The sequence below is a fragment of the Sphingomonas sp. 179-A 2A2 NHS genome, assembly GCF_045371305.1.
Lineage (GTDB): Bacteria > Pseudomonadota > Alphaproteobacteria > Sphingomonadales > Sphingomonadaceae > Sphingomonas.
Window position 1 is genome coordinate 207,056 of sequence record NZ_JBIQDE010000004.1, and the last position, 18,881, is coordinate 225,936.

Here is an 18,881-nt window from a genome sequence, read left to right on the forward strand (position 1 = left end):
CCCCCACAGCTAAAACGGGTCCTCTTGAGCGGGCGCCTGGTTCGACGCCCGCCCAAATTCCTGCGAACTTCGTTAGATTTATTTGTTATACGGATAGAACATAACCATCGGCGGCTGTCACGCGCTTTTCTTGTTAGGATGCGATTTCAGTGCCGATGTGGCCTTTTTACCCGTTGTAGGCCGGCCGGCCGGTTGCCCGATCCAGCCACGCCGCGACATTAGGATAGGCTTCCAATGTGACACGCGAGGGACGCGCGAGCGCGGCGATCGCCGCGACATTGATGTCCGCCACCGTGAAGGTGTCGCCAAGCAGCCAGTCATGGCCGGAAAGCGCCTTTTCAAGAACGCCGAGCGGCGCCTGGAGCGACTGTTCGGCCGCGTCGGCCGCCGCGGCGTCGCGCTGATCCTCCGGCTTGATCACGCGATCGAACAGGCAGGTGGTGAGCGGACGCTCAAGCTCGCTGACGGCCCAGAACGTCCATTGCCAGGCGAGAGCCTCGCCCTGTGCATCGGCGGGATAGAGCGTGCCGGTGCCGTGCTTCTTCGCCAGGTACAGGCTTTGCGCGAAGGATTCGAACAGGACGAAATCGCCCTCTACAAGGGTCGGCACCTTGCCGTTCGGATTGAGCGCGAGATAGGCCTCCTGCTTGATCTCCCCCGGTGCGGGCTCGATCGAGGTGACCTCGACGCCGAGTTCACGCGCTACCCAGAGGGGGCGACGCGCGCGCGAACCGGGGCGGCCGTAGATGGTGACGCTCACTGTACCACATTCTCCTGGACTGAAGCGGCCGCCGGATGGTGGGCGGCCAGGAACGAAAGGATCGGTGCGGCCCATTCAGGCGCGCGTTCGAAAACCATGCCGGCGCCGCCGGGAAGCTCCGCATAATCCCAGCCCGGGCGGCGCTCGACCAGCTGGCGCCCCATCGGGAACAGCCGATCGGTGCGGCTCGCGATGATCAGCGTCGGGCAAGCAATGGCGTCGAGATCGGCTTCCAGATCATAGGCAGGCGCGGCGCGGTGGCCGTCTTCCTTCCACGGGCCGTTGGCGAAATAGGCGACGATGCCGACGTGGATCGTCTCGTCGGTCCAGGCCGGATCGGCGATGCGGCGCACGGTGGCCCAGCGATCGGTGAAGTGGCTGCCGTCCGGCTTGATTTCCTGCAGGTCGGTGAGGCCGGCGGCACGCTCGGCGCGCTGCTCGGCGGTGTAATAGGGCATGTTGTCCGTCACGAGCGCGGCGACGAGATCCGGATGCACCGCAGCGAGCCGGGCAGCGACGAGCGAGCCGCCGTGGTGGCCGGCGACGGCGACCGGAGCCAGACCGAGCGCGCGGATGACGGCGGCGACTGTTTCCGCATAGCCTTCGATGCTTGCCGCCTCGCGCGGGGGATCCGACATGCCGTGGCCGGGCAGATCGGGCACGATCACCCGGTAGCCGGCTGCCGCGAGGACGGGCATGGCGCGGCGATACTGGATCGATCCCCACGGTGCCTGGTGGACGAGCACGATCGGCGTGCCGGTGCCAAGCTCGCGGTAATGGACGAGGCCGTCCGGGCCATCGACATAGCCGCGGCGCTCACCGGGGAGGACGTTGACGGACGGGAGCATCAGGCGGCCACCTTCGCGGAGCTGGCGACGCGCTGCCCGATCAAGCGGCCGAACGTGAGCGCCGGGGTCACCATCATGCCGCCGCACGCGGCCTTGCCCATCGTCTGGCTGGAGCCGAGCAATTCGCCGGCCGCGTAGAGCCCGTCGATCACGCTTCCGTCCTTGCGGATGACGCGAAGATCGTCGTCGACCGCGAGGCCGACGGCGCTGGAGATGGCGCTGCCCTGCATGCGGATCGCATAGAAGGGGCCCTTCTCGATCGGTGCCGGCAGGTGCTGGCGGCCGAAGAAGTCGTTCCCGGTGGTGACGCCGTAATTGTAGCCGGCGATGGCATTGGCGAGGCCCGCGGCGTCGATGCCGGTGGCGACCGCGAGATCCTCGATCGTGTCGGCGCGGGTGAAGGCGGGGCCGCCTTCGGCGATGGCGCGCTTCACCTCGTCACGGCTCCAGCCGGCGAGAAGCGGCGGGGCCTCATCGAGTATGCGTTGATCGAAGACGATCCAGTAGCGGCGATCGGGCTGCATGCTGAGCGCCATCTCGCGTGCGTCGATGCTGCGCACGTCCTCGCGCACGAAGCGCTGGCCGTTGGCGTTGACGTAGATCTCCCACGGCTCGCGGCGCTCGGGGAAATGCTCCACCGTCGCGAAGGCGCGGGCGGGGAAGGTGTCGCTGTTGTAGAGCGTGCCGAAGTTGTTGAAGACATTCTCCTGGCCGCGCAGGTAGCCGCCGACCGACTGGCCGAGCCCGAGGCCGGCGCCCTTGGAGAAGCGCCACGGGGCGGCATTGTAGAGCGGATAGCCGTTCAGCTCGGCGAACATCTCCGCGTTCGAGGCATAGCCGCCACAGGCGAGAAGGACGGCCGCGCCGGTGAAATCGTGGGTGGCGCCGGAAGCATCACGGGCAGTTGCGCCAGTCACTGCGCCGTTCGCATCGGTGGTCAGCGCGACGACTTCATGTTCGAGGCGCAGATCGACGCGGCCGTCGGCGACGAGCTGTTCGACAATCGGCACGAGCACGTCCTTGACGCTGACGCCGCCCTTTTCGCCCCAGTAATAGCGATCCTGCGAATAAGGTTCGTGGCCGAAGCCCTTGATCGGATGTTCGGGCAGGGGGGCGAAGCCGCGCTCCATCAGCCAGTCGAAGGTGCCGGCGGCATGATCGATGGCGAGGCGGGCGAGCCCCTGGTTGATCGTGCCGCGGCTGATCCGGACGACATCGGCGAAATGATCATCGGGCGTGTCGTTGATGCCGCGCTCGCGCTGCAGGCGGGTGCCCGCGGCGCTCATCTGGCCGGTCGCCACCCAAAGGGTGCCACCGAGCACATCGGCATGTTCGAGAAGCAGAACCTTCGCGCCACCTTCCGCCGCGAAGATGGTGGCAGCCAGGCCGGCGGAGCCACCGCCAACGATGATGAGATCGTACAACCTTTGCCTTTCCGAAATATAGAACGGTGTTCCGATTTGCAGAGCTAAGCGAGGTTTCGAACGAGGGTCAAGAGCGGTTGTGGATCGATGATTGACAGAGAAGAAAGCCGCAACAATCATAATGCGATACGGTGGATCAATATTCAGAACAGAAGGTATGAGGATGCTGAGTTGGTTGATGATTGCGTCTGCATTGGGCTCGGGCGTGGTTTCGCCGAGTGATTCGGCCAGCGCGGCGAATGCGCCGGTTACGGCGCTGGCAACGCGTGCCGCAGCGTGCAAGCCGCCCCTCCAGTCCGACAGTGGCTGGGACGGGATCGGCGTCGTTCGCGGCGGCAAGGGCTATGTCACGACGCCGATGGGGCAAGTGCATTATCGGCTGATGGGGCCCAGCGACGGGCCGACCGTGCTGCTGCTCCACCAGACGCCCTGGTCGCTGATCGAATGGGCGGATATCCAGCCCTGCCTGGCGGCGCGTGGCATTCGCACGCTGGCCATTGATGCGCCAGGCTATGGCATGTCGGACGTTCCCGATGGCAAGCCGACGATCAGGCAATATGCCGCGAACCTCGCGCCGGTGCTGGATCAACTGGGGATTTCCCGCGTGACGGTGGCGGGGCATCACACCGGCGCCGCGACAGCCGCCGCCTTCGCCGCGCAATTCCCCGATCGCGTGGCCGGCGTCGTGCTGCACGGCGCGCCCAACTACAACGCGCAGGAACGGGCGCAGCGGCTGGCGCTGCCGCATCCCGACCTGACGCTGCGCCCCGACGGCAGCCATCTCAGCAACTATTTCGGCAAGCTCTACCGCGCGCAGGGCGAGGTGCCGCGGCACCTGTCGACGATCACCTGGTCGACGCTGAACATCTTCCTCGCCGGAGCGGCGGACGTGGCGCATGCCGCGGTGTACAACAATGACATGGGCGCGGACCTCGCCAAGATCGAGGTGCCGCTGCTGGTGCTGTCCGACGCCGGCGACGCGCTTCATGCGATCGACCAGCGCACGGGCAAGATGAAGCCGAACTTCTCGTACCAGACCTTCTCGCAAGGTTCGGCGCACGGGCTGATCGTGGAGCCGGCGCGCTGGGCCGAGACGGTGGGTACGTTCGTCAGGAAACTGCCGGCGCGCTGAGCGCCGGCAGCGGTTCAGGCAACCAGCCGGGCCGCGTGATCGAGGGCCGATGCGCCAAGCGCGCGCGACGCATCGGCCGCGGCACCGCGCACATGCGCGACGAGCGACGGCGTCTGTTCCTCGCCGAAGCGGGAGAGCGGGAGGGCAAGGCCCATCGCCGCGACGATCTGATTGTTCGGGCCCCAGACGGGCGCGGCGATCCCGCCGACCTGCGGTTCCCATTCGCCGCGATTGATCGCGATGCCGGCCTCGCGCACTTCCTCCACCGCGGCCTGAAGCGCGTCGGCATTGGTGATGGTGCGCGGCGTATAGCCGCGCAGCGGCACGGCCAGCGTTTCGCGCAGCGCGCCGGGATGGAAGGCGAGGAATACCTTGCCCGTCGCCGAGCAATGCGCCGGCGCCCGCTCGCCGATTTCCGAGAAGGCGCGGATCGAGTGCACGCCTTCGGCCTTGTCGACGTAGATCACCTCGCGTCCGGCCGGGATGGCGAGATGAACCGTCTCCATCGTCGTGCGCGCCAGTTGTTCCATGATCGGGCGGATCGTGCGGCGAAGATCCAGCCGCTCGATAACCTTGGCGCCTTCCTGCCAGATCTTGAGCGTTGCTGAATAGCGGCCGCCGGTGGTGGAGGCATAACCAAGCGCCATGAACGTCTGAAGGTAGCGGTGAATATTGCTCTTGGTGAGACCCACCTGGCGCGCGAGTTCCGACACGCCGACGGGCTCCGGGGCAGCGACCAGTGCCTCAAGCACGGCCATGCCCTTCACGATTGTCTTATCCATCCTCTACCCCGGTTATCCTGCGCCCCACCCTCAATTCTGGGTCGACGTGCTGCCATTTGCCAGTGCCGTCTCCAGTTCGGTGACGGCTTCGCGATAATGACGCAACCCAATGAACGTAATTACGATCGAAGGGATGCCAATCAGCAGCACATAACCGCACAGTACCACACCGATCATCGACGGATCACCCGTCAGATCAGTCGCGAGGCCGATGATCGGGGGCCCGAGCAGCGGGCCGATCAGGGAAATGCAGGTGTTGAAGATCGCCAGCGCCTGGGTGCGGATCTCACCGGGCGTGATCTGCGCCATGGACGAGGGGCCACCCGCCGTCGCCACGGACTTGCCGATGAAGGCGATGAACATGAAGAAGATGCCGAGATAGGCGTTGGGCATGATCGGATAGACTGCGCTCGCGGGCACGCAGATCAGGAGGCCGAGGATCAGCACGCGCATGGTGCCATCGGCTTGCCCGGCGAACTTCTTCTGCGCCCAAACGGCCAACGCCGTGCCGATCGGGCCGGCGGTGAAATAGAACAGGCCGGTGACAAAGCCCGTTTGCGCAATGCTCCACCCCCACACGCGGGAGAAGAGCGGCACGTTCCACAGCGTCAGCGCAGCGAGCGCGAAATTGCAGGTCGAGCCGGTGATCAGCGAGCCGTAGCCGCGCCAGCGCTTGCCCATGTAGCGGAAGGCGGCGCTTGCCCGCGGCGGCGCGGCCGTCGTCTCCTGACGCTTGGGCTCCTGCACCGACAGCATCAGGCCGGCGAAGAGGAAGCCCGGGAGGCCGACGGCGACGAAGGTCGCCTGCCAGGGCTGCAGCAGGCCGAAGACGGGCCAGACGGTGGGTCCAAGCTTCTCCAGCCACGCAACGACCAGGCCGCCGAGAAGGAAGGCGAGCCCGGCGCCGAGATAAGGGCCCGCCATATAGACGCTGATCGCGCGCGGCCGCTCCCGCCGATTGAAATAGTCACTGATGATCGAGACGGAGCAGGGGCTGACCACTGCTTCGCCAAGGCCAAGGCCGAGCCGCATCAGGAACAAGGGGAGGAAGGTTGCGACAAGGCCGCTGCCGACCGTCATCGTGCACCAGATGACGATGCCGGCGATGAGCAGCCACTTGCGGTTCGACCGGTCCGCGTACCAGCCGAGCGGAATAGCGACGAGCACGTGGAAGGTCGAGAAGGCCGGCCCGAGCAGAAGCCCGATCTCGAAGTCGCTGAGCGACAAGTCGCGCTTCAGCGGCTCCACCAGCAACGACAGGATGAACCGGTCGAAATAGGAGAGGATGAAGATCACGAGCAGCAGCGCGACCACGTACCAGCGGTACGCTGGCCCGTTCTTATCCAGTATCACAATTCCCCCCTTGCGCTCGTGTCGTCAGAGTTGCGTGCCGATCAGCCCGGCTTGCGGCTGCCGAAGACGTACCAGCCGCCCTTGCCGTGACGCGGCCGGCCGGGCTCGTCCCAGGCGAAGGCGGCGGTACGATCGGGATAGGCGCCGATATCCGGCAGGATGTGCGCGAAGCTTGCCGTAGGATCGAAGCCGGCGCGCTCCATCAGCGCGATCGGATCCTGATCGCGCCAGGCGGTGTACGCGGGCTCGTTGTTGTTGCGCGTATCCCAATTCCAGAAATAGTTTTCCCACGGATCGACCAGATCGTGCGCGGGCAGTTCCTGATGGACCATGATGCCGCCCGGGCGCAGCAGGCGGTGGCATTCCGCCAGCACCTTCTTCGTCGCCCAGACCGGGATTTCGTGGAAGAAGAAGCTGGAGACGATCAGGTCGAAATGGCCATCGGGGAAGTCTGTCGCTTCGGCATTCTGCTGGCTGAAGTGGACCGGCACGCCCTCATGCTCGGCGACGGCATGGCCGTAGCGAAGGAGCGGCGCGCCGACATCGATCCCATGCGCCTCCACGCCCGGAAAGGCGGGGACATAGGGAATGAGGTTCTTGCCCGAGCTGGTGCCAATATCGAGCATCCGCTGCGGCTGGAAATCAGGCCACGTCGCCTTGATCCAGCGGCTGACGACGCGCGCCACGCCGCCCCATGAACGATGGCTCTGCTGCGCCGTGAAGACCCGCGCGCCGAGGCTGACGACCGCGCCCTGCGCCACGTCATCCTCGGTCCATTCGGTGTGGAAGCAGCCCGGCGTCAGGTGAACGTCGAGCGTGCTGACATAGGCCGGCACCTCGAAGGCGGGATCGGTGCGCAGCGAGCCGCCGGCGGGATTGCGCTCGGCGGCGTCGCGGGCGACCGCGATCAGATCGGGAAGGGCGCGCTCCACCTGCGGCTGCACGGACTGGAAGCACATCTCCTGCGCATTGTAGCGAAGCGTGCTGTAGAAGCGGTAGCTCGGCTCCTTCGACATGGCGCGATCGATCTCGCGCCAATGCTTGACCGGCCCGGCCAGCTTCGGCTCGACGCGGGTCTTCCAGTCGGTCTCGAGCGCGTTGACGAAATCCTGAATGGCATGGCGGCGAAGCGTGCTGCAGAACTTCTGGCGCGCGATCTCGTCATGCGTCGGCTGCGTCACCAGTTCGATGTCCGCAATCGCGCTGTTCGTCGGTGCCGCTTCCGCCATCATCGCCTCCTCGCCATCTGTATCAAAATACGATACGCCGTTTCGAATCTAGCTGTACCATGCTACTATAAGCGTGGCAACGCGCTCTCGCTGGTGCCTTGCACGCAATCCTGTTGCGGAAACACCCTTGCCACGTAGCGATTCATTATAGAGTTAGAACAAATCTGTTGCGGAGGTCAGGGTTGGGGATTCAGTCGTCTGAAGCGGGCGTGATCATCGTCGGTGCCGGCCCAGTCGGCCTGATGACGGCGCTGCTGCTCTCCGAGCAGGGCATCGAGTGGCGGCTGATCGCGAGCGAGCCGGTTCTGGCCGGCGATCTGCGCGCATCGACTTTCCATCCGCCAACGCTCGATCTGCTGGGGCGGCTTGGGCTGGCGGAGCCGCTGATCGCGGAGGGGCTGGTGAGCCCGACTTGGCAGGTGCGGCTGCATGCGACCGGCGAGCGGGCCGAGTTCGACCTGTCCGTCATCGCCGACGACACCGACCATCCATTCCGCCTGCAGTGCGAGCAATCCCGCCTGTGCGCAATGGTGCTGGAGCGGCTGCAGGCGGATCCCAAGGGCACGCTGATGCTCGGTTGGACGGTGGATGGTGTTACCGCGGACGAGACGGGCGTCGCGGTGACAGCCCGCCCCGTGGATGCGCCTGGGGCCGATCCGCAGACCTTCCGGGCGCGCTACCTGATCGGGGCGGACGGATCGCGCAGCGTCGTCCGCCGCGCCATGGGCATTGGCTTCGAGGGGATGACCTATCCCGAGACGACGATCCTGGCGACGAGCGACTTCCCGTTCCAGGATCACCTGCCGGGCCTGTCGAACGTCAATTACGTGTGGAAGGACGGCGGCACCTTTTCGCTCCTGCGCCTTCGGCATTTGTGGCGGTGCAGCCTTTACCCCGATCAGGGTGAGACGATTGAAGAGGCGCTGCAGCCCGAAAGCATCGCGCAGAAGCTGCGCGCGATCGTGCCCGAGGCAGCGGACCGCGCGCCGATGGAAGTGCGGCCGTATCGTGTGCACATGCGGATCGCCGATGATTATCGCGCGGACCGCGTGCTGCTCGCCGGCGACGCCGCGCATGTGAATTCCCCCGCGGGCGGGATGGGCATGAACGGCGGCATCCATGACGCGGCGGAGCTTGCCGCGACGCTGGGCGAGGTATGGCGGGGCGCGCCGGAGGCGCTGCTCGATCGCTATACGCGCCGCCGCCGGCCGGTGGCGGAGCAGGAGATGCTGGCGCAGGCGGATCGCAATCGGGCGCGGATGCAGGAGCGCGATCCCGAGCGGCGCCGCGCGCTGCTGGCGGATCTGCAGCGCATCGCCGGCGACCGCGATCTCGCGCGGGAGCATCTGTTGCGCACGTCGATGATCACCGGGCTGCGCCGTGCCGCGGCGGTGGCATGAGCGGTTATGATTACGCGCCGCGCGGGCGGATCGGCATCGGCACGCCGCAGGCCAATCCGACGGTAGAGGATGAACTGCGCATCCTGCTGCCGCCAGCGGTTGGCATGTCCGTCACCCGGCTGACCAGCCTTGCCGCAAAGCCCGAGGACCGGCTGCGTGACTATCTGTGCCGGCTGGAGACCTTCCTCGACAGCTTCGATACGCTGAAGCTGGACGCTTTCGGCTTTGCCTGCACGGCCTCGTCCTATCTCGTCGACATCAAGGTGGCAGACGTCATCGTCGACCGCTGCATGATCCGGCGCGGCTACCCGATCGTGACGGCGGCGGACGCAATCGTTCGCGCACTGGACCGGCTGAGCGCGAAGAAGATGGCGATTATCAGCCCGTATCCCGCTGCGCTCGCCGAAGCGGCGACCACCTATTGGCGCCGGCGCGGGTTCGAGGTGACGGCGGTGGCCGCAGCCGGCGACTTGCTGCCGGGTGCGGACACGCGAGGCATCTATGCGCTGGGCAGCGAGGACGCCCGGCGGGCGCTTCTAGGCCTCGACCTGGCTGGGGCAGAGGTGGTGCTGTTCAGCGGCACCGGCATGCCCTCGCTGCCACTCCTCGCCAGCCAGACGAGCGGCGTGCCGATGCTGTCGTCCAACCTGTGCCTTGCCGCGGCGCTTTGCGACCTGCTGGGCCAGGGCGATCCCCTGACCGGTTCCGCGCCCTGGGCAGCACGCTGCCGCGCGGCCGTTACCCACTGAAAGGTTCTGCATGAAGACGATCACGGCCCTGATTGCGGGCGAGACGATCACCACCGGGGAAGCGCCTATCGCGGTCATCGATCCGGCGAGCGATACGCTGATCGCGGAGCTGCCGGAGGCGGATGGCGCCACGGTCGACCGGGCGGTGGCGGCGGCGCGGCGCGCGTTCGAGGACGGTGCCTGGCGGCTCGCCTCGGTCGAGCAGCGCCAGGCGGTGCTTCGCCGTGCGGCCGACCTGATCGATGCAGCGGCGGACGAGCTGGCCGATATCGAATGCGCCAATACCGGCGTGCCGCTGTCGCAGATCCGCGGGCGCTCGGTGCCGCGCGCGGCCGACAATTTCCGCTTCTTCGCCGATTACATCGGCCAGGCGACCGGCCGCCTGTACGAGCAGCATCCCGATTACCTGACGATGGTGCGGCGCGAGCCGGTGGGGGTTGCGGCGCTGATCAGCCCGTGGAACTCGCCGATCGCGCTCGGCTCGATGAAGATCGCGTCGGCCATCGCCTTCGGCAACAGCTGCGTCATTAAGCCTTCCGAGCAGGCGCCGCTGGGGATCACCCAGCTGACCGCGCTGCTCGGCGATGCGGGCCTGCCCGACGGCGTGGTAAACCTGGTGAACGGGCGCGGGGCGACCACGGGTGACCGGCTGGTGCGCCACCCCGATGTCGATCTCGTCTCCTTCACGGGCGGAACGCCGACCGGGCGGGTGATCATGCGCACGGCGGGCGAACTGCTGAAGCCCGCGTCGGTGGAGCTTGGCGGCAAGTCCGCGAACATCATCTTCGACGACGCCGATTTCGAGCGTGCGGTGGACGGCGCGCTGCTGGGCATCTTCACCAACAACGGCCAGCAGTGCCTCGCCGGATCGCGCATCCTGGTGCAGCGCGGGATAGCGGACCGCTTCGTCGAGGCCTTCGTCGAGCGGGCGCGGCGGATCCGGGTGGGCGACCCGCGCGACCCGGCGACCGAGATCGGCCCGCTCGTGTCGCGGCGGCACATGGAGCATGTGCTTGGCTTCGTGCCCGCTGGCGAAACGGGGCTCTCCGTGCTGACCGGCGGGCGCGCCGCACCGGGGCTGGAGCAGGGCTGCTACGTCGAGCCGACGCTGGTGCGCGCGGAGCGGCAGGACCTGCGGGTGTGCCAGGAGGAGATCTTTGGGCCGTTCGCGACGCTATCCGTCTTCGATACCGAGGAAGAGGCGTGGCAGATGGCGAATGCCACGCGCTTCGGGCTGGTCGCCTATGTGTGGTCCGAGAGCGTGCAGCGGATCATGACCGCGCAGGAGCGGCTCGCCGCGGGCACGGTGTGGTGCAATACGCCGATGATGCGCGAGCTTCGCGCGCCGTTCGGCGGGTGGAAGGAATCGGGCATCGGATCGGACGGCGGGCTGGAATGCGAGGCGTTCTTCACCCATGCGAAGACGGTCAGCATCCCGCGCCGCCCGCTGCCGCTGCGCAAGCTCGGCGCCTGACGAGGGTGCGCACGCCGGGCGACAGCGTCTCCATCGACCGATCGTTCGTGCGCGTCGCGGGCGGGGAGATCCATTTGCGGCGCTCGACCCGCGGGGCGGGGCGGGCGCTGGTGATGATCCACGCCTCGCCGGGCTCGTCACGCAATCTTTTGCCGTTGATTGAGGCACTTGCGCGCGATGGTCGCCGGGTGCTGGCGGCGGATACGCCGGGGAATGGCGATTCGGATGACCTCGCGCCGGAAGCGCCGGACGTGGCGTGGTATGCGGTTGCGTTGGTGGAGCTGCTCGACCGGCTGGGGGTCGACGAAGTGGACCTGTACGGCACCCACACGGGCGCGCGGATCGCGGTGGAGGTAGCGGCGCAGGCGCCCGAGCGAGTGGGCGCGCTGATCCTCGACGGGCTGATCGATTATCCGCCGGAGACGCGCGCGCTGTTCCTTGAGCGCTATGCGCCGGCGATGGAGCCGGACGATTATGGCCGACAATTCGCCTGGGCGTTCAACTACATACGCGATCAGGCGGTGCACTTCCCGCACTTCCTGCGTGATCCCGAACACCGCATCATGACGCGTGCGGTGCCGGATGCAGCGTCGCTTCACGCGTCGACGCTGGACCTGCTGAAGGCGCTGACCTCATACCACAAAGCGTATCGCGCGGCGTTTGCCTATCCGCTGATGGAGCGGCTGCCGGAGGTGATGGCGCCGACATTGCTGCTGCGCGCGCAAGGGGAGCTGCCGGCGCTGAAGGCGGCGGTGGAGGCGATTTCGGCCGTGCTTTCGCGGTCGTCCATCGTGCCGGTTGCGGGCGATGCTGGCGCGAAAGCGGCGGTGATTGGTCGCTTCCTGGCATTGAATGGAGAGTGATGGTCGCCTGCTGCACGCCCGCATCTGAAACGCGGGCGTGCAGCCGGGATCAGATCACCGGGTTGGCGGCGTCGACGATTTCGCTTCCGGTGGCGAACCACGCGGTCGGGCGCTTCGCCAGTTCACCGAGCAGCGTCTCGAAGGCGCCGATGCGATAGGGCAGGCCAAGGATGTAGGGCGTGACGTTGAGCGCCAGCATCCGGCCGCTGCCGCCCGCGCTTTCACGCTCCATGAGGTCAAAAGCGTCAATCATCTGTTCGACGTAGGATTCCGCCGAATTCTGCTGCGCGACGATGATCTGGCGATCTGACAGTTCGTGGCTGAGCGGCACGTTGACGATGGCGCCGGCGGTGGTGGTGAAGCGATAGGGCAGTTCGTCGTTCACCCAGTCGCACATATACTCGACCCCGGCCTCGACCAGCAGGCGCGGCGTGTTGAACGACTGCGAGCGGGCGATCGACAGCCAGCCGCGCGGTCGCTTGCCCGAGACGCGCTCCAGGGTGTCGAGCGACTGCGTGATGAGCGCGCGCTCGTCCGCCTCGTCCAGGCCCGAGGCGATCGTGCCGTTCATGTCGGTCGAATGGGCGATGATCTCATGCCCCGCCGCGTTGATATCAGCGATGATCGAGGGATAGCGTTCCGCGATCGCGCTGTTCGCGGCGACCGACACCTTTGCGCCGACCGCGGCGAAGGCGTCCAGCATCCGGTAGAAGCCGACGCGCGTGCCGTAATCGCGCGCGGTGTAATGGCGATAGTCGGGATAGGGCGTCTGCATGTGCCCGGGCGCGCGGAACGGCTTGTCGCCCGCGACGATCGGGAACCATTCGAGATCGACCACCGTCCATACCGCGACCTGCTTGCCGTTCGGCCAGGCGATCGGCGCGCGGGTGTCGATGCTGGACCAGCCGTAATGATCATGGTCCATGCCGTGACGGCGCTTGGGATAGGTCAGATACGATTGATCGAGCGCCATCAGCGCGCCTCCTTGTAGCGCGCGGCATCGGCGGTCGCCGCGTCATAGCCGTTGGCGAGGAAATGATCGGCGATGTCGCCCGAGCGGGTGATCCAGGCCCGCCCGTCCGCGGCGATATGCCGCAGCACTTCTTCGAACGCCGCCATGCGATGCGGCTGGCCGATGAGATAGGCGTGGAGCGGAATGCACATCACGGTGCCGGACTGCGCGCCTTCTTCGGCCAGCCGATCGAACTGGCGGATGAGCGTCGCGGCATATTCGCGCGGGCTCATGTTATAGACGAGGAAGCCGTAATGGTCGTTCACCTCCAGGCTGTACGGCATGGAGACGAGCCGGCCCTTGGCGACATGCACCGGCCCCGGCTGATCATCGTGATAGAGATCGCAGGTGTAGGTGAGCCCATATTCCGCGATCAGATCGAGCGTGCGGGGCGTGTGGGTGAGGGCGGGTGCGAGCCAGCCCTTGATCGTCTGACCCGTGGCATCGCGAACCGTGTTGATCGCGTCCTCGATCAGCTGGCGCTCCTGCGCCTCGTCCATCCCGTAGGAATAGCGGGTGTTGTAGACGCCATGGCTGAAGAACTCCCAGCCAAGGTCGTTCACTTCCGACACGATTTCGGGATGATGCTGGCACATCGCGACCGAGAGCGAGACCGAGCCCTTGAAGCCGTGACGCTCCATCGCATCCGCCAGCCGGCGATGGCCGACGCGGTTGCCGTAGTCGCGGTGCGAATAGCCGACGACGTCCGGATGCGGCTTCGGCCAGCTCTTGCGGTGGGGGTTCGCCGGGGGATCGAGCTCGTAGAACTCGATGTTGGGCGACACCCACACCGCGACGGTCTTGCCATCGGGCCATTCGATCTTTGCGCGATCCCGATAGGGGCGGAAATCGTAAAGCCCGGGATCGCCTTCGCCTTCCCGCATCAACGTGCCTCCAGCCAGTCGATCACCGTCTGCACGGGTTCGACATCGGCGTATTTCAGCTGAAGATCGGTGAGGTTCGCGAAGTGATAGCTTTCGTGCTTGTCCGCGCAGGTTTCGATCGGGACGATCGTGCGGAAGCCGTAGGAAAGCGAATCCACCGCGGTCGCGCGGACGCAGCCCGAGGTGCTGCCGCCGGTGACGATGACGGTATCGACCTTGTGCCAGCGCAGATAGGAATTGAGCGGCGTTTCGAAGAAGGCCGAGGGCATCCGCTTCGTATAGACGAGATCGTTGGGATCGATCCGGACGCGCGGATCGAACTGGTGCCGCTCGCTGCCGTATTTGATGTTCTGGAGCGAATCCTCGGTGTTGGTGCGCGTGCCCCAGACGCCCGCGTCGCCCGCATCGTCCTTGTAGGCGACGTGGCTCCAGATCACCGGCATGCCCTTTTCACGGGCGAGATCGGAGATCTGGTTGACGTAGTCGATCTGCCTGGGATCGGTTTCATAGGCCGTCTTGAACATGTCGATGCGGGTATAGGCCTGCTGGAAATCGACGTTCACGATCGCCAGCCGCTCGCCGAAGCCGAACTTCTTGCGGGCCGGGTTCGCCATCACCTCGTCGAACAGCTGGCGTGCCGTCTTGTCTTCGCACACCATGCGCGTGCCAACGATCGTCATGCTACCTCCAGCTTTTGTTCATGTGCCGGCCGGAAGCCGAGCGGCAGGCCGGCATCTGGCGTGAAACCGTAGAGCGGCTCGCCTGGCAGTTCTTTGGCCAGGATGTCGCGCACGGCGTTGAGTTTTTCGAGATCGATCCCGGTGCGAAGGCCCATCGCCTCCAGCATGAACACAAGATCTTCCGTCACGATATTGCCCGATGCGCCAGGGGCGAAGGGGCAGCCGCCCAGCCCGGCGAGCGAGCTGTCGATCGTGGTGAGGCCGCTGTCGAGCGCGGCGAGCGCGTTCGCAAGGCCGAGGCCGCGGGTGTTGTGGAGGTGGATGCCGGTGACGGCTTCCTCACCCACCACGCCGCGCACCAGCTTGATCAGGCGCTTCACCGACGCCGGATCAGCATAGCCGGTGGTATCGGAAATGCCGACCTCGTCGCAGCCGGCGGCCATCAGCCCCTCGGCAAGGCGCGCGATCTGCGCATCGGGGATAGCACCTTCCAGCGTGCAGCCGAAGGCGGTGGAGAGGCTGCCTTCGAAATGCGGGCGGCTGTCCTGCGGCACGGCGGCGACCATCGCGGCAATCTCGCGTGCTTCCGCCAGCACCTGATCGTGCGTGCGGCGCAGGTTGCGCAGCGAATGGGTTTCCGAGACCGACAAGGGGAGCGTCAATTTGTGTGCGCCGGCTTCGATCGCGGCGGCGGCGCCGCGCGCGTTCGGCACCAGCACCGCGACCGTGAGGCCCGGGATGGTGCGCGCGAAGGCGACCACCTCTGCCGTGTCGGCGAGCTGTGGCAGGACCTTGGCCGGCACGAAGCTGCCGACCTCGATCTCGCGCACGCCGGCGGCCGCTTCAGCGGCGATCCAGGCCTTTTTTGCCTCGAGCGGCAAAATGGGTGATATGCTCTGCAGCCCATCGCGGGGGCCGACTTCACTCACCAAAATATCGATTGGTTCTGTCACGTTACGCGCCGCCCCCGTTCCGGTTTATCATGCTGGCCGTTGCCTTATTTGTACTAAGCCTATATCAAATAGGAGACGCCGTTCAAGGCAGGACACCAGCTTCGGGAAAGATATGAACGCTGACGCGCTACCACTCGCCGGCCTCAAGGTCGTGGAGTTCACCCATATGGTGATGGGCCCTGTCGTTGGCGTCATCCTGGCGGACCTGGGCGCCGAGGTCATCAAGATCGAGCCGATCGGGGGCGATCAGACGCGCGAATTGCTGGGTTCGGGCGCGGGATATTTCCCGATGTTCAACCGCAACAAGCGCAGCATTTGCCTGGATCTGAAGAGCGAGGGCGGCGTTGCCGCAGCCAAGAAGCTGCTGGCGGATGCCGATGTGCTGATCGAGAATTTCCGGCCGGGCACGCTCGACAAGCTGGGCCTGTCCTATGAGACGCTGAAGGCGGAGAACCCGCGCCTGATCTATTGTTCGGCCAAGGGCTTTCTCGCCGGGCCGTACGAGAAGCGCACCGCGCTGGACGAAGTGACGCAGATGATGGGCGGCCTTGCCTACATGACGGGCCCTCCGGGACGTCCGCTGCGCGCCGGATCCTCGGTGATCGACATTACCGGCGGCATGTTCGGCGTGATCGGCGTGCTCGCGGCGCTGGAGCGGCGGCACCGGACGGGCGAGGGGGCGGACATCCGCTGTTCGCTGTTCGAGACGACGGCATTCCTGGTCGGCCAGCACATGGCGCAGTCGGCAGTGACGGGGCAGGCGGCCAAGCCGATGCCGGTGCGCATTTCCGCCTGGGCGATCTACGACGTGTTCGAGACGAAGGAGCCGGACCAGCAACTGTTCGTCGGCGTCGTCAGCGATTCGCAGTGGGTTTCCTTCTGCAAGGCGTTCGGGCTGGACGAACTGGGCAACAATCCGGATTTCGCCAAGAACAACCAGCGCGTGCTGGCGCGCGATACCATCCTGCCGCAGGTGCGCGCGCTGTTCGCCACCATGACGCGCGAGGAACTGATCGCGAAGCTGGAAACGACCGGCCTGCCGTTCGCGCCGATCACGCGGCCGGAGGATCTGTTCGAGGACGCGCAGCTGAATGCCGGCGGCCTCGTCGACGTGACGCTGGCGGACGGGCGGACCACTCGCCTGCCGGGCCTGCCGGTCGAGGTGGATGGCGCACGGATGGGCCTGCTCCGCGACATTCCGCAGCCGGGCGGGGACACCGATTCGGTGCTGGCGGAGGCCGGGTTCGACGCGGCGACGATCGCGGCGATGCGCGAACGGCGCGAGGTCGCCTGACGATGGCGCAGACGCTTTTCGACAAGCTGTGGGATCTGCACGCGATCGATGATCTGGGTGACGGCACCTGGCTGCTGCTGATCGACCGTATCCTGCTGCACGAGCGGACCGGCAGCGTGGCGCTGGAGAGCCTGCGCGATGCCGGCCGGGCAGTCGCCTCTCCGCAGCATGTGTTCGTGACGATGGACCATATCGTCGACACGCTGCCGGGGCGCAGCGACAAGACGATCATGCCGACGGGCACGCAGTTCATCACCGCCACCCGCGCCGCGGCGCAGGCGGCGGGGATCACGCTGTTCGACATCGGTGACGACCGGCAGGGGATCGTCCATGTCATCTCGCCCGAGAACGGCATCGTGCTGCCGGGCGCGACGCTGGTCTGCCCGGACAGCCACACCTGCACGCAAGGCGCGCTCGGCGCGCTGGCCTGGGGCATCGGATCCACCGAAGCGGAACATGCGCTCGCCACGCGCACGCTGCGGGTGAAGAAGCCGCGCACGATGCGGGTGCGGGTGGACGGTACGCTCGGCACCGGGGTGACGGCGAAGGACCTGGCGCTGCACGTGGTGGCGAAGCTGGGCGCGGCGGGGGCCGTCGGCCATATGGTGGAATATGCCGGCGAGGCGGTGCGCGCGCTCGACATCGAGGGGCGGCTGACGCTGTGCAACATGGCGACGGAGCTGTCCGCTTTCTCCGCGGTGATCGCGCCGGACGAGACGACGATCGCGTATCTCGAGGGGCGGCCCTATGCGCCCAAGGGCGCCGCGTGGGACGAGGCGGTCGGCTTCTGGCAGACGCTCTACACCGATGACGATGCGGCGTTCGATGCCGAGCATGTGATCGACGCGGCGGACGTGGCGCCGATGGTGACCTGGGGGACGAGCCCGCAGCAGGCGGTGCCGCTGGGCAATCCGGTGCCCGAATTCGCGCAGGGTCAGGGGCGCTGGACGGCGGAAGCGCACCAGCGGGCGCTGGAGTACATGGGGCTGGCGCCGGGCGAGCGGCTGGACGCGCTGCCGATCCAGGGCGCGTTCATCGGATCGTGCACCAATGCACGCCTGTCGGACCTGCGCCGGGCGGCGGGGGTGCTGAAAGGCAAGCGCGTGGCCGACGGCGTGCGCGCGATCTGCGTGCCGGGATCGACCAAGGTGAAGGCGGCCGCGGAGGCCGAGGGGCTCGACGCGGTGTTCCGCGAGGCCGGTTTCGAATGGCGCGAGGCGGGCTGCTCGATGTGCTTCTTCGCCGGGGGCGAGAGCTTCGGCCACCGCGAGCGGGTGATCACCTCCACCAATCGCAATTTCGAGAGCCGGCAGGGGCCGGAGACCCGGTCGCACCTCGCCTCGCCCGAGACGGTAGCGGCAGCGGCGATCGCCGGGCGAATCGTCGATCCGCGGGAGCTTCGCGCATGAGCGCCGCGCCGTTCGATCGCCTGACCAGCATCGCCGCGCCGCTGGTGCGCGACAATGTCGATACCGACGCGATCATCCCGTCGCGCGAGATGAAGTCCGTCTCCAAGAAGGGGCTGGCGGACGGGCTGTTCGCGGGCTGGCGCTATACCGCGGTGGGCGGGCGCGATCCTGATCCCACATTCGTGCTGAACCAGCCGGCCTTTGCGGGTGCGCAGATCCTGCTGGGCGGCGCCAACTTCGGCTGCGGATCGAGCCGCGAACATGCCGCCTGGGCGCTGGCCGAATACGGCTTTCGCGTGATCGTGGCGACGAGCTTCAACCCGATCTTTCGCGGTAATTGCATCCGCAACGGCATCGTGCCGGTGGAACTGGACGCGGCGACGATCGCGGAGCTTGCGCAGCTGAGCGAGGCGGGGGCGGCGATCACTGTCGACCTGGAGGCGCAAGTCGTAAGTGGGGGCGACCGGCGCTGGACATTCGCGATCGAGGACGAGGCGCGGCAGATGCTGCTCGCGGGGCTCGATGCGATCGACCTCACCCTGCAGCGGGCGGAGCAGATCCGCGCCTTTACCGAGCGGGATCGGGCCACGCGCGGCTGGGCGTATCTGGGCTAGCATCGGGCGGATGGCGGTTGC

At 66.7% G+C, this 18,881-nt stretch carries 18 protein-coding genes; 8 read left to right on the plus strand and 10 right to left on the minus strand.

Annotated features, from left to right (window positions below):
• Nucleotides 1-166: 166 nt before the first annotated feature.
• From ACH0AE_RS10390 to ACH0AE_RS10400, 3 genes are read right to left on the minus strand one after another with little or no spacing between them, the layout of a single operon-like run.
• Entirely contained in the window at nt 167-760 is a 594-nt protein-coding gene (locus ACH0AE_RS10390) for a glutathione S-transferase family protein (protein ID WP_294443907.1), read from the minus strand.
• Nucleotides 757-1,608, minus strand: a complete 852-nt coding sequence (locus tag ACH0AE_RS10395) for an alpha/beta fold hydrolase (RefSeq protein ID WP_294443908.1) — start codon at nt 1,606-1,608, stop codon at nt 757-759. The genes ACH0AE_RS10390 and ACH0AE_RS10395 overlap by 4 nt, the downstream gene beginning before the upstream one ends.
• On the minus strand, nt 1,608-3,032 hold the full coding sequence (locus tag ACH0AE_RS10400; protein WP_294443909.1) for an FAD-dependent oxidoreductase: 1,425 nt from the start codon (nt 3,030-3,032) through the stop codon (nt 1,608-1,610). The genes ACH0AE_RS10395 and ACH0AE_RS10400 overlap by 1 nt, the downstream gene beginning before the upstream one ends.
• Nucleotides 3,033-3,195: 163 nt before the next feature.
• Between ACH0AE_RS10400 and ACH0AE_RS10405 the strand changes: the two genes are divergently transcribed.
• Complete coding sequence (locus ACH0AE_RS10405; protein WP_294443910.1) at nt 3,196-4,164, plus strand: alpha/beta fold hydrolase; 969 nt, start codon at nt 3,196-3,198, stop codon at nt 4,162-4,164.
• 14 nt (nt 4,165-4,178) lie between these two features.
• Here the strand turns inward: ACH0AE_RS10405 and ACH0AE_RS10410 are convergent, their stop codons facing one another.
• The 3 genes from ACH0AE_RS10410 to ACH0AE_RS10420 are packed head-to-tail and all read right to left on the minus strand — an operon-like array spanning nt 4,179 to nt 7,528.
• On the minus strand, nt 4,179-4,946 hold the full coding sequence (locus tag ACH0AE_RS10410; protein WP_294443911.1) for an IclR family transcriptional regulator: 768 nt from the start codon (nt 4,944-4,946) through the stop codon (nt 4,179-4,181).
• 30 nt (nt 4,947-4,976) lie between these two features.
• Complete coding sequence (locus ACH0AE_RS10415) at nt 4,977-6,299, minus strand: MFS transporter (protein ID WP_294443912.1); 1,323 nt, start codon at nt 6,297-6,299, stop codon at nt 4,977-4,979.
• 41 nt (nt 6,300-6,340) lie between these two features.
• Complete coding sequence (locus ACH0AE_RS10420; RefSeq protein ID WP_294443913.1) at nt 6,341-7,528, minus strand: class I SAM-dependent methyltransferase; 1,188 nt, start codon at nt 7,526-7,528, stop codon at nt 6,341-6,343.
• Nucleotides 7,529-7,737: 209 nt separating this feature from the next.
• Between ACH0AE_RS10420 and ACH0AE_RS10425 the strand changes: the two genes are divergently transcribed.
• Genes ACH0AE_RS10425 through ACH0AE_RS10440 form a run of 4 tightly spaced genes read left to right on the plus strand, consistent with a single transcriptional unit; the run spans nt 7,738 to nt 12,014 of the window.
• Nucleotides 7,738-8,928 carry an FAD-dependent oxidoreductase gene (locus tag ACH0AE_RS10425; protein WP_406875726.1) on the plus strand — a complete coding sequence of 397 codons (1,191 nt, stop codon included), beginning with the start codon at nt 7,738-7,740 and terminating at the stop codon, nt 8,926-8,928.
• On the plus strand, nt 8,925-9,677 hold the full coding sequence (locus ACH0AE_RS10430; RefSeq protein WP_294443915.1) for a hypothetical protein: 753 nt from the start codon (nt 8,925-8,927) through the stop codon (nt 9,675-9,677). The genes ACH0AE_RS10425 and ACH0AE_RS10430 overlap by 4 nt, the downstream gene beginning before the upstream one ends.
• A 10-nt stretch (nt 9,678-9,687) precedes the next feature.
• Complete coding sequence (locus ACH0AE_RS10435) at nt 9,688-11,151, plus strand: aldehyde dehydrogenase (protein ID WP_294443916.1); 1,464 nt, start codon at nt 9,688-9,690, stop codon at nt 11,149-11,151.
• Nucleotides 11,152-11,156: 5 nt separating this feature from the next.
• Nucleotides 11,157-12,014, plus strand: a complete 858-nt coding sequence (locus tag ACH0AE_RS10440; protein ID WP_294443917.1) for an alpha/beta fold hydrolase — start codon at nt 11,157-11,159, stop codon at nt 12,012-12,014.
• Nucleotides 12,015-12,063: 49 nt separating this feature from the next.
• Here the strand turns inward: ACH0AE_RS10440 and ACH0AE_RS10445 are convergent, their stop codons facing one another.
• The 4 genes from ACH0AE_RS10445 to ACH0AE_RS10460 are packed head-to-tail and all read right to left on the minus strand — an operon-like array spanning nt 12,064 to nt 15,519.
• A complete protein-coding gene (locus ACH0AE_RS10445) occupies nt 12,064-12,987 on the minus strand; it encodes a polysaccharide deacetylase family protein (RefSeq protein ID WP_294443918.1) in 924 nt (307 codons plus the stop codon).
• Nucleotides 12,987-13,910: a polysaccharide deacetylase family protein gene (locus ACH0AE_RS10450; RefSeq protein WP_294443919.1), complete on the minus strand. Its 924-nt coding sequence runs from the start codon at nt 13,908-13,910 to the stop codon at nt 12,987-12,989. Before ACH0AE_RS10450 ends, ACH0AE_RS10445 begins: the two co-directional genes overlap by 1 nt.
• The gene (locus tag ACH0AE_RS10455) at nt 13,910-14,590 is read right to left on the minus strand and encodes an isochorismatase family protein (protein ID WP_294443920.1); all 681 of its coding nucleotides are present in this window, start codon (nt 14,588-14,590) and stop codon (nt 13,910-13,912) included. Before ACH0AE_RS10455 ends, ACH0AE_RS10450 begins: the two co-directional genes overlap by 1 nt.
• Nucleotides 14,587-15,519, minus strand: coding sequence for a hydroxymethylglutaryl-CoA lyase (locus tag ACH0AE_RS10460; protein ID WP_294443921.1), 933 nt, complete (start codon nt 15,517-15,519; stop codon nt 14,587-14,589). The genes ACH0AE_RS10455 and ACH0AE_RS10460 overlap by 4 nt, the downstream gene beginning before the upstream one ends.
• A gap of 136 nt (nt 15,520-15,655) precedes the next feature.
• Here ACH0AE_RS10460 and ACH0AE_RS10465 point away from each other — a divergent pair, with 136 nt between their 5' ends.
• Genes ACH0AE_RS10465 through leuD form a run of 3 tightly spaced genes read left to right on the plus strand, consistent with a single transcriptional unit; the run spans nt 15,656 to nt 18,860 of the window.
• Nucleotides 15,656-16,837, plus strand: a complete 1,182-nt coding sequence (locus tag ACH0AE_RS10465; protein ID WP_406875727.1) for a CaiB/BaiF CoA transferase family protein — start codon at nt 15,656-15,658, stop codon at nt 16,835-16,837.
• Entirely contained in the window at nt 16,834-18,246 is a 1,413-nt protein-coding gene (locus tag ACH0AE_RS10470; RefSeq protein WP_294443937.1) for a 3-isopropylmalate dehydratase large subunit, read from the plus strand. Before ACH0AE_RS10465 ends, ACH0AE_RS10470 begins: the two co-directional genes overlap by 4 nt.
• The gene (gene leuD / locus ACH0AE_RS10475; protein ID WP_294443923.1) at nt 18,243-18,860 is read left to right on the plus strand and encodes a 3-isopropylmalate dehydratase small subunit; all 618 of its coding nucleotides are present in this window, start codon (nt 18,243-18,245) and stop codon (nt 18,858-18,860) included. The genes ACH0AE_RS10470 and leuD overlap by 4 nt, the downstream gene beginning before the upstream one ends.
• The last annotated feature ends 21 nt before the right edge of the window (nt 18,861-18,881 follow it).

Coding starts and splice junctions, on each gene's coding strand:
- ACH0AE_RS10395 (WP_294443908.1), bottom strand. CDS start 1,608: ATGCTCCCGTCCGTCAACGTCCTCCCCGGTGAGCGCCGCGGCTATGTC.
- ACH0AE_RS10405 (WP_294443910.1), top strand. CDS start 3,196: ATGCTGAGTTGGTTGATGATTGCGTCTGCATTGGGCTCGGGCGTGGTT.
- ACH0AE_RS10410 (WP_294443911.1), bottom strand. CDS start 4,946: ATGGATAAGACAATCGTGAAGGGCATGGCCGTGCTTGAGGCACTGGTC.
- ACH0AE_RS10420 (WP_294443913.1), bottom strand. CDS start 7,528: ATGGCGGAAGCGGCACCGACGAACAGCGCGATTGCGGACATCGAACTG.
- ACH0AE_RS10430 (WP_294443915.1), top strand. CDS start 8,925: ATGAGCGGTTATGATTACGCGCCGCGCGGGCGGATCGGCATCGGCACG.
- ACH0AE_RS10435 (WP_294443916.1), top strand. CDS start 9,688: ATGAAGACGATCACGGCCCTGATTGCGGGCGAGACGATCACCACCGGG.
- ACH0AE_RS10445 (WP_294443918.1), bottom strand. CDS start 12,987: ATGGCGCTCGATCAATCGTATCTGACCTATCCCAAGCGCCGTCACGGC.
- ACH0AE_RS10450 (WP_294443919.1), bottom strand. CDS start 13,910: ATGCGGGAAGGCGAAGGCGATCCCGGGCTTTACGATTTCCGCCCCTAT.
- ACH0AE_RS10455 (WP_294443920.1), bottom strand. CDS start 14,590: ATGACGATCGTTGGCACGCGCATGGTGTGCGAAGACAAGACGGCACGC.
- ACH0AE_RS10465 (WP_406875727.1), top strand. CDS start 15,656: ATGAACGCTGACGCGCTACCACTCGCCGGCCTCAAGGTCGTGGAGTTC.
- leuD (WP_294443923.1), top strand. CDS start 18,243: ATGAGCGCCGCGCCGTTCGATCGCCTGACCAGCATCGCCGCGCCGCTG.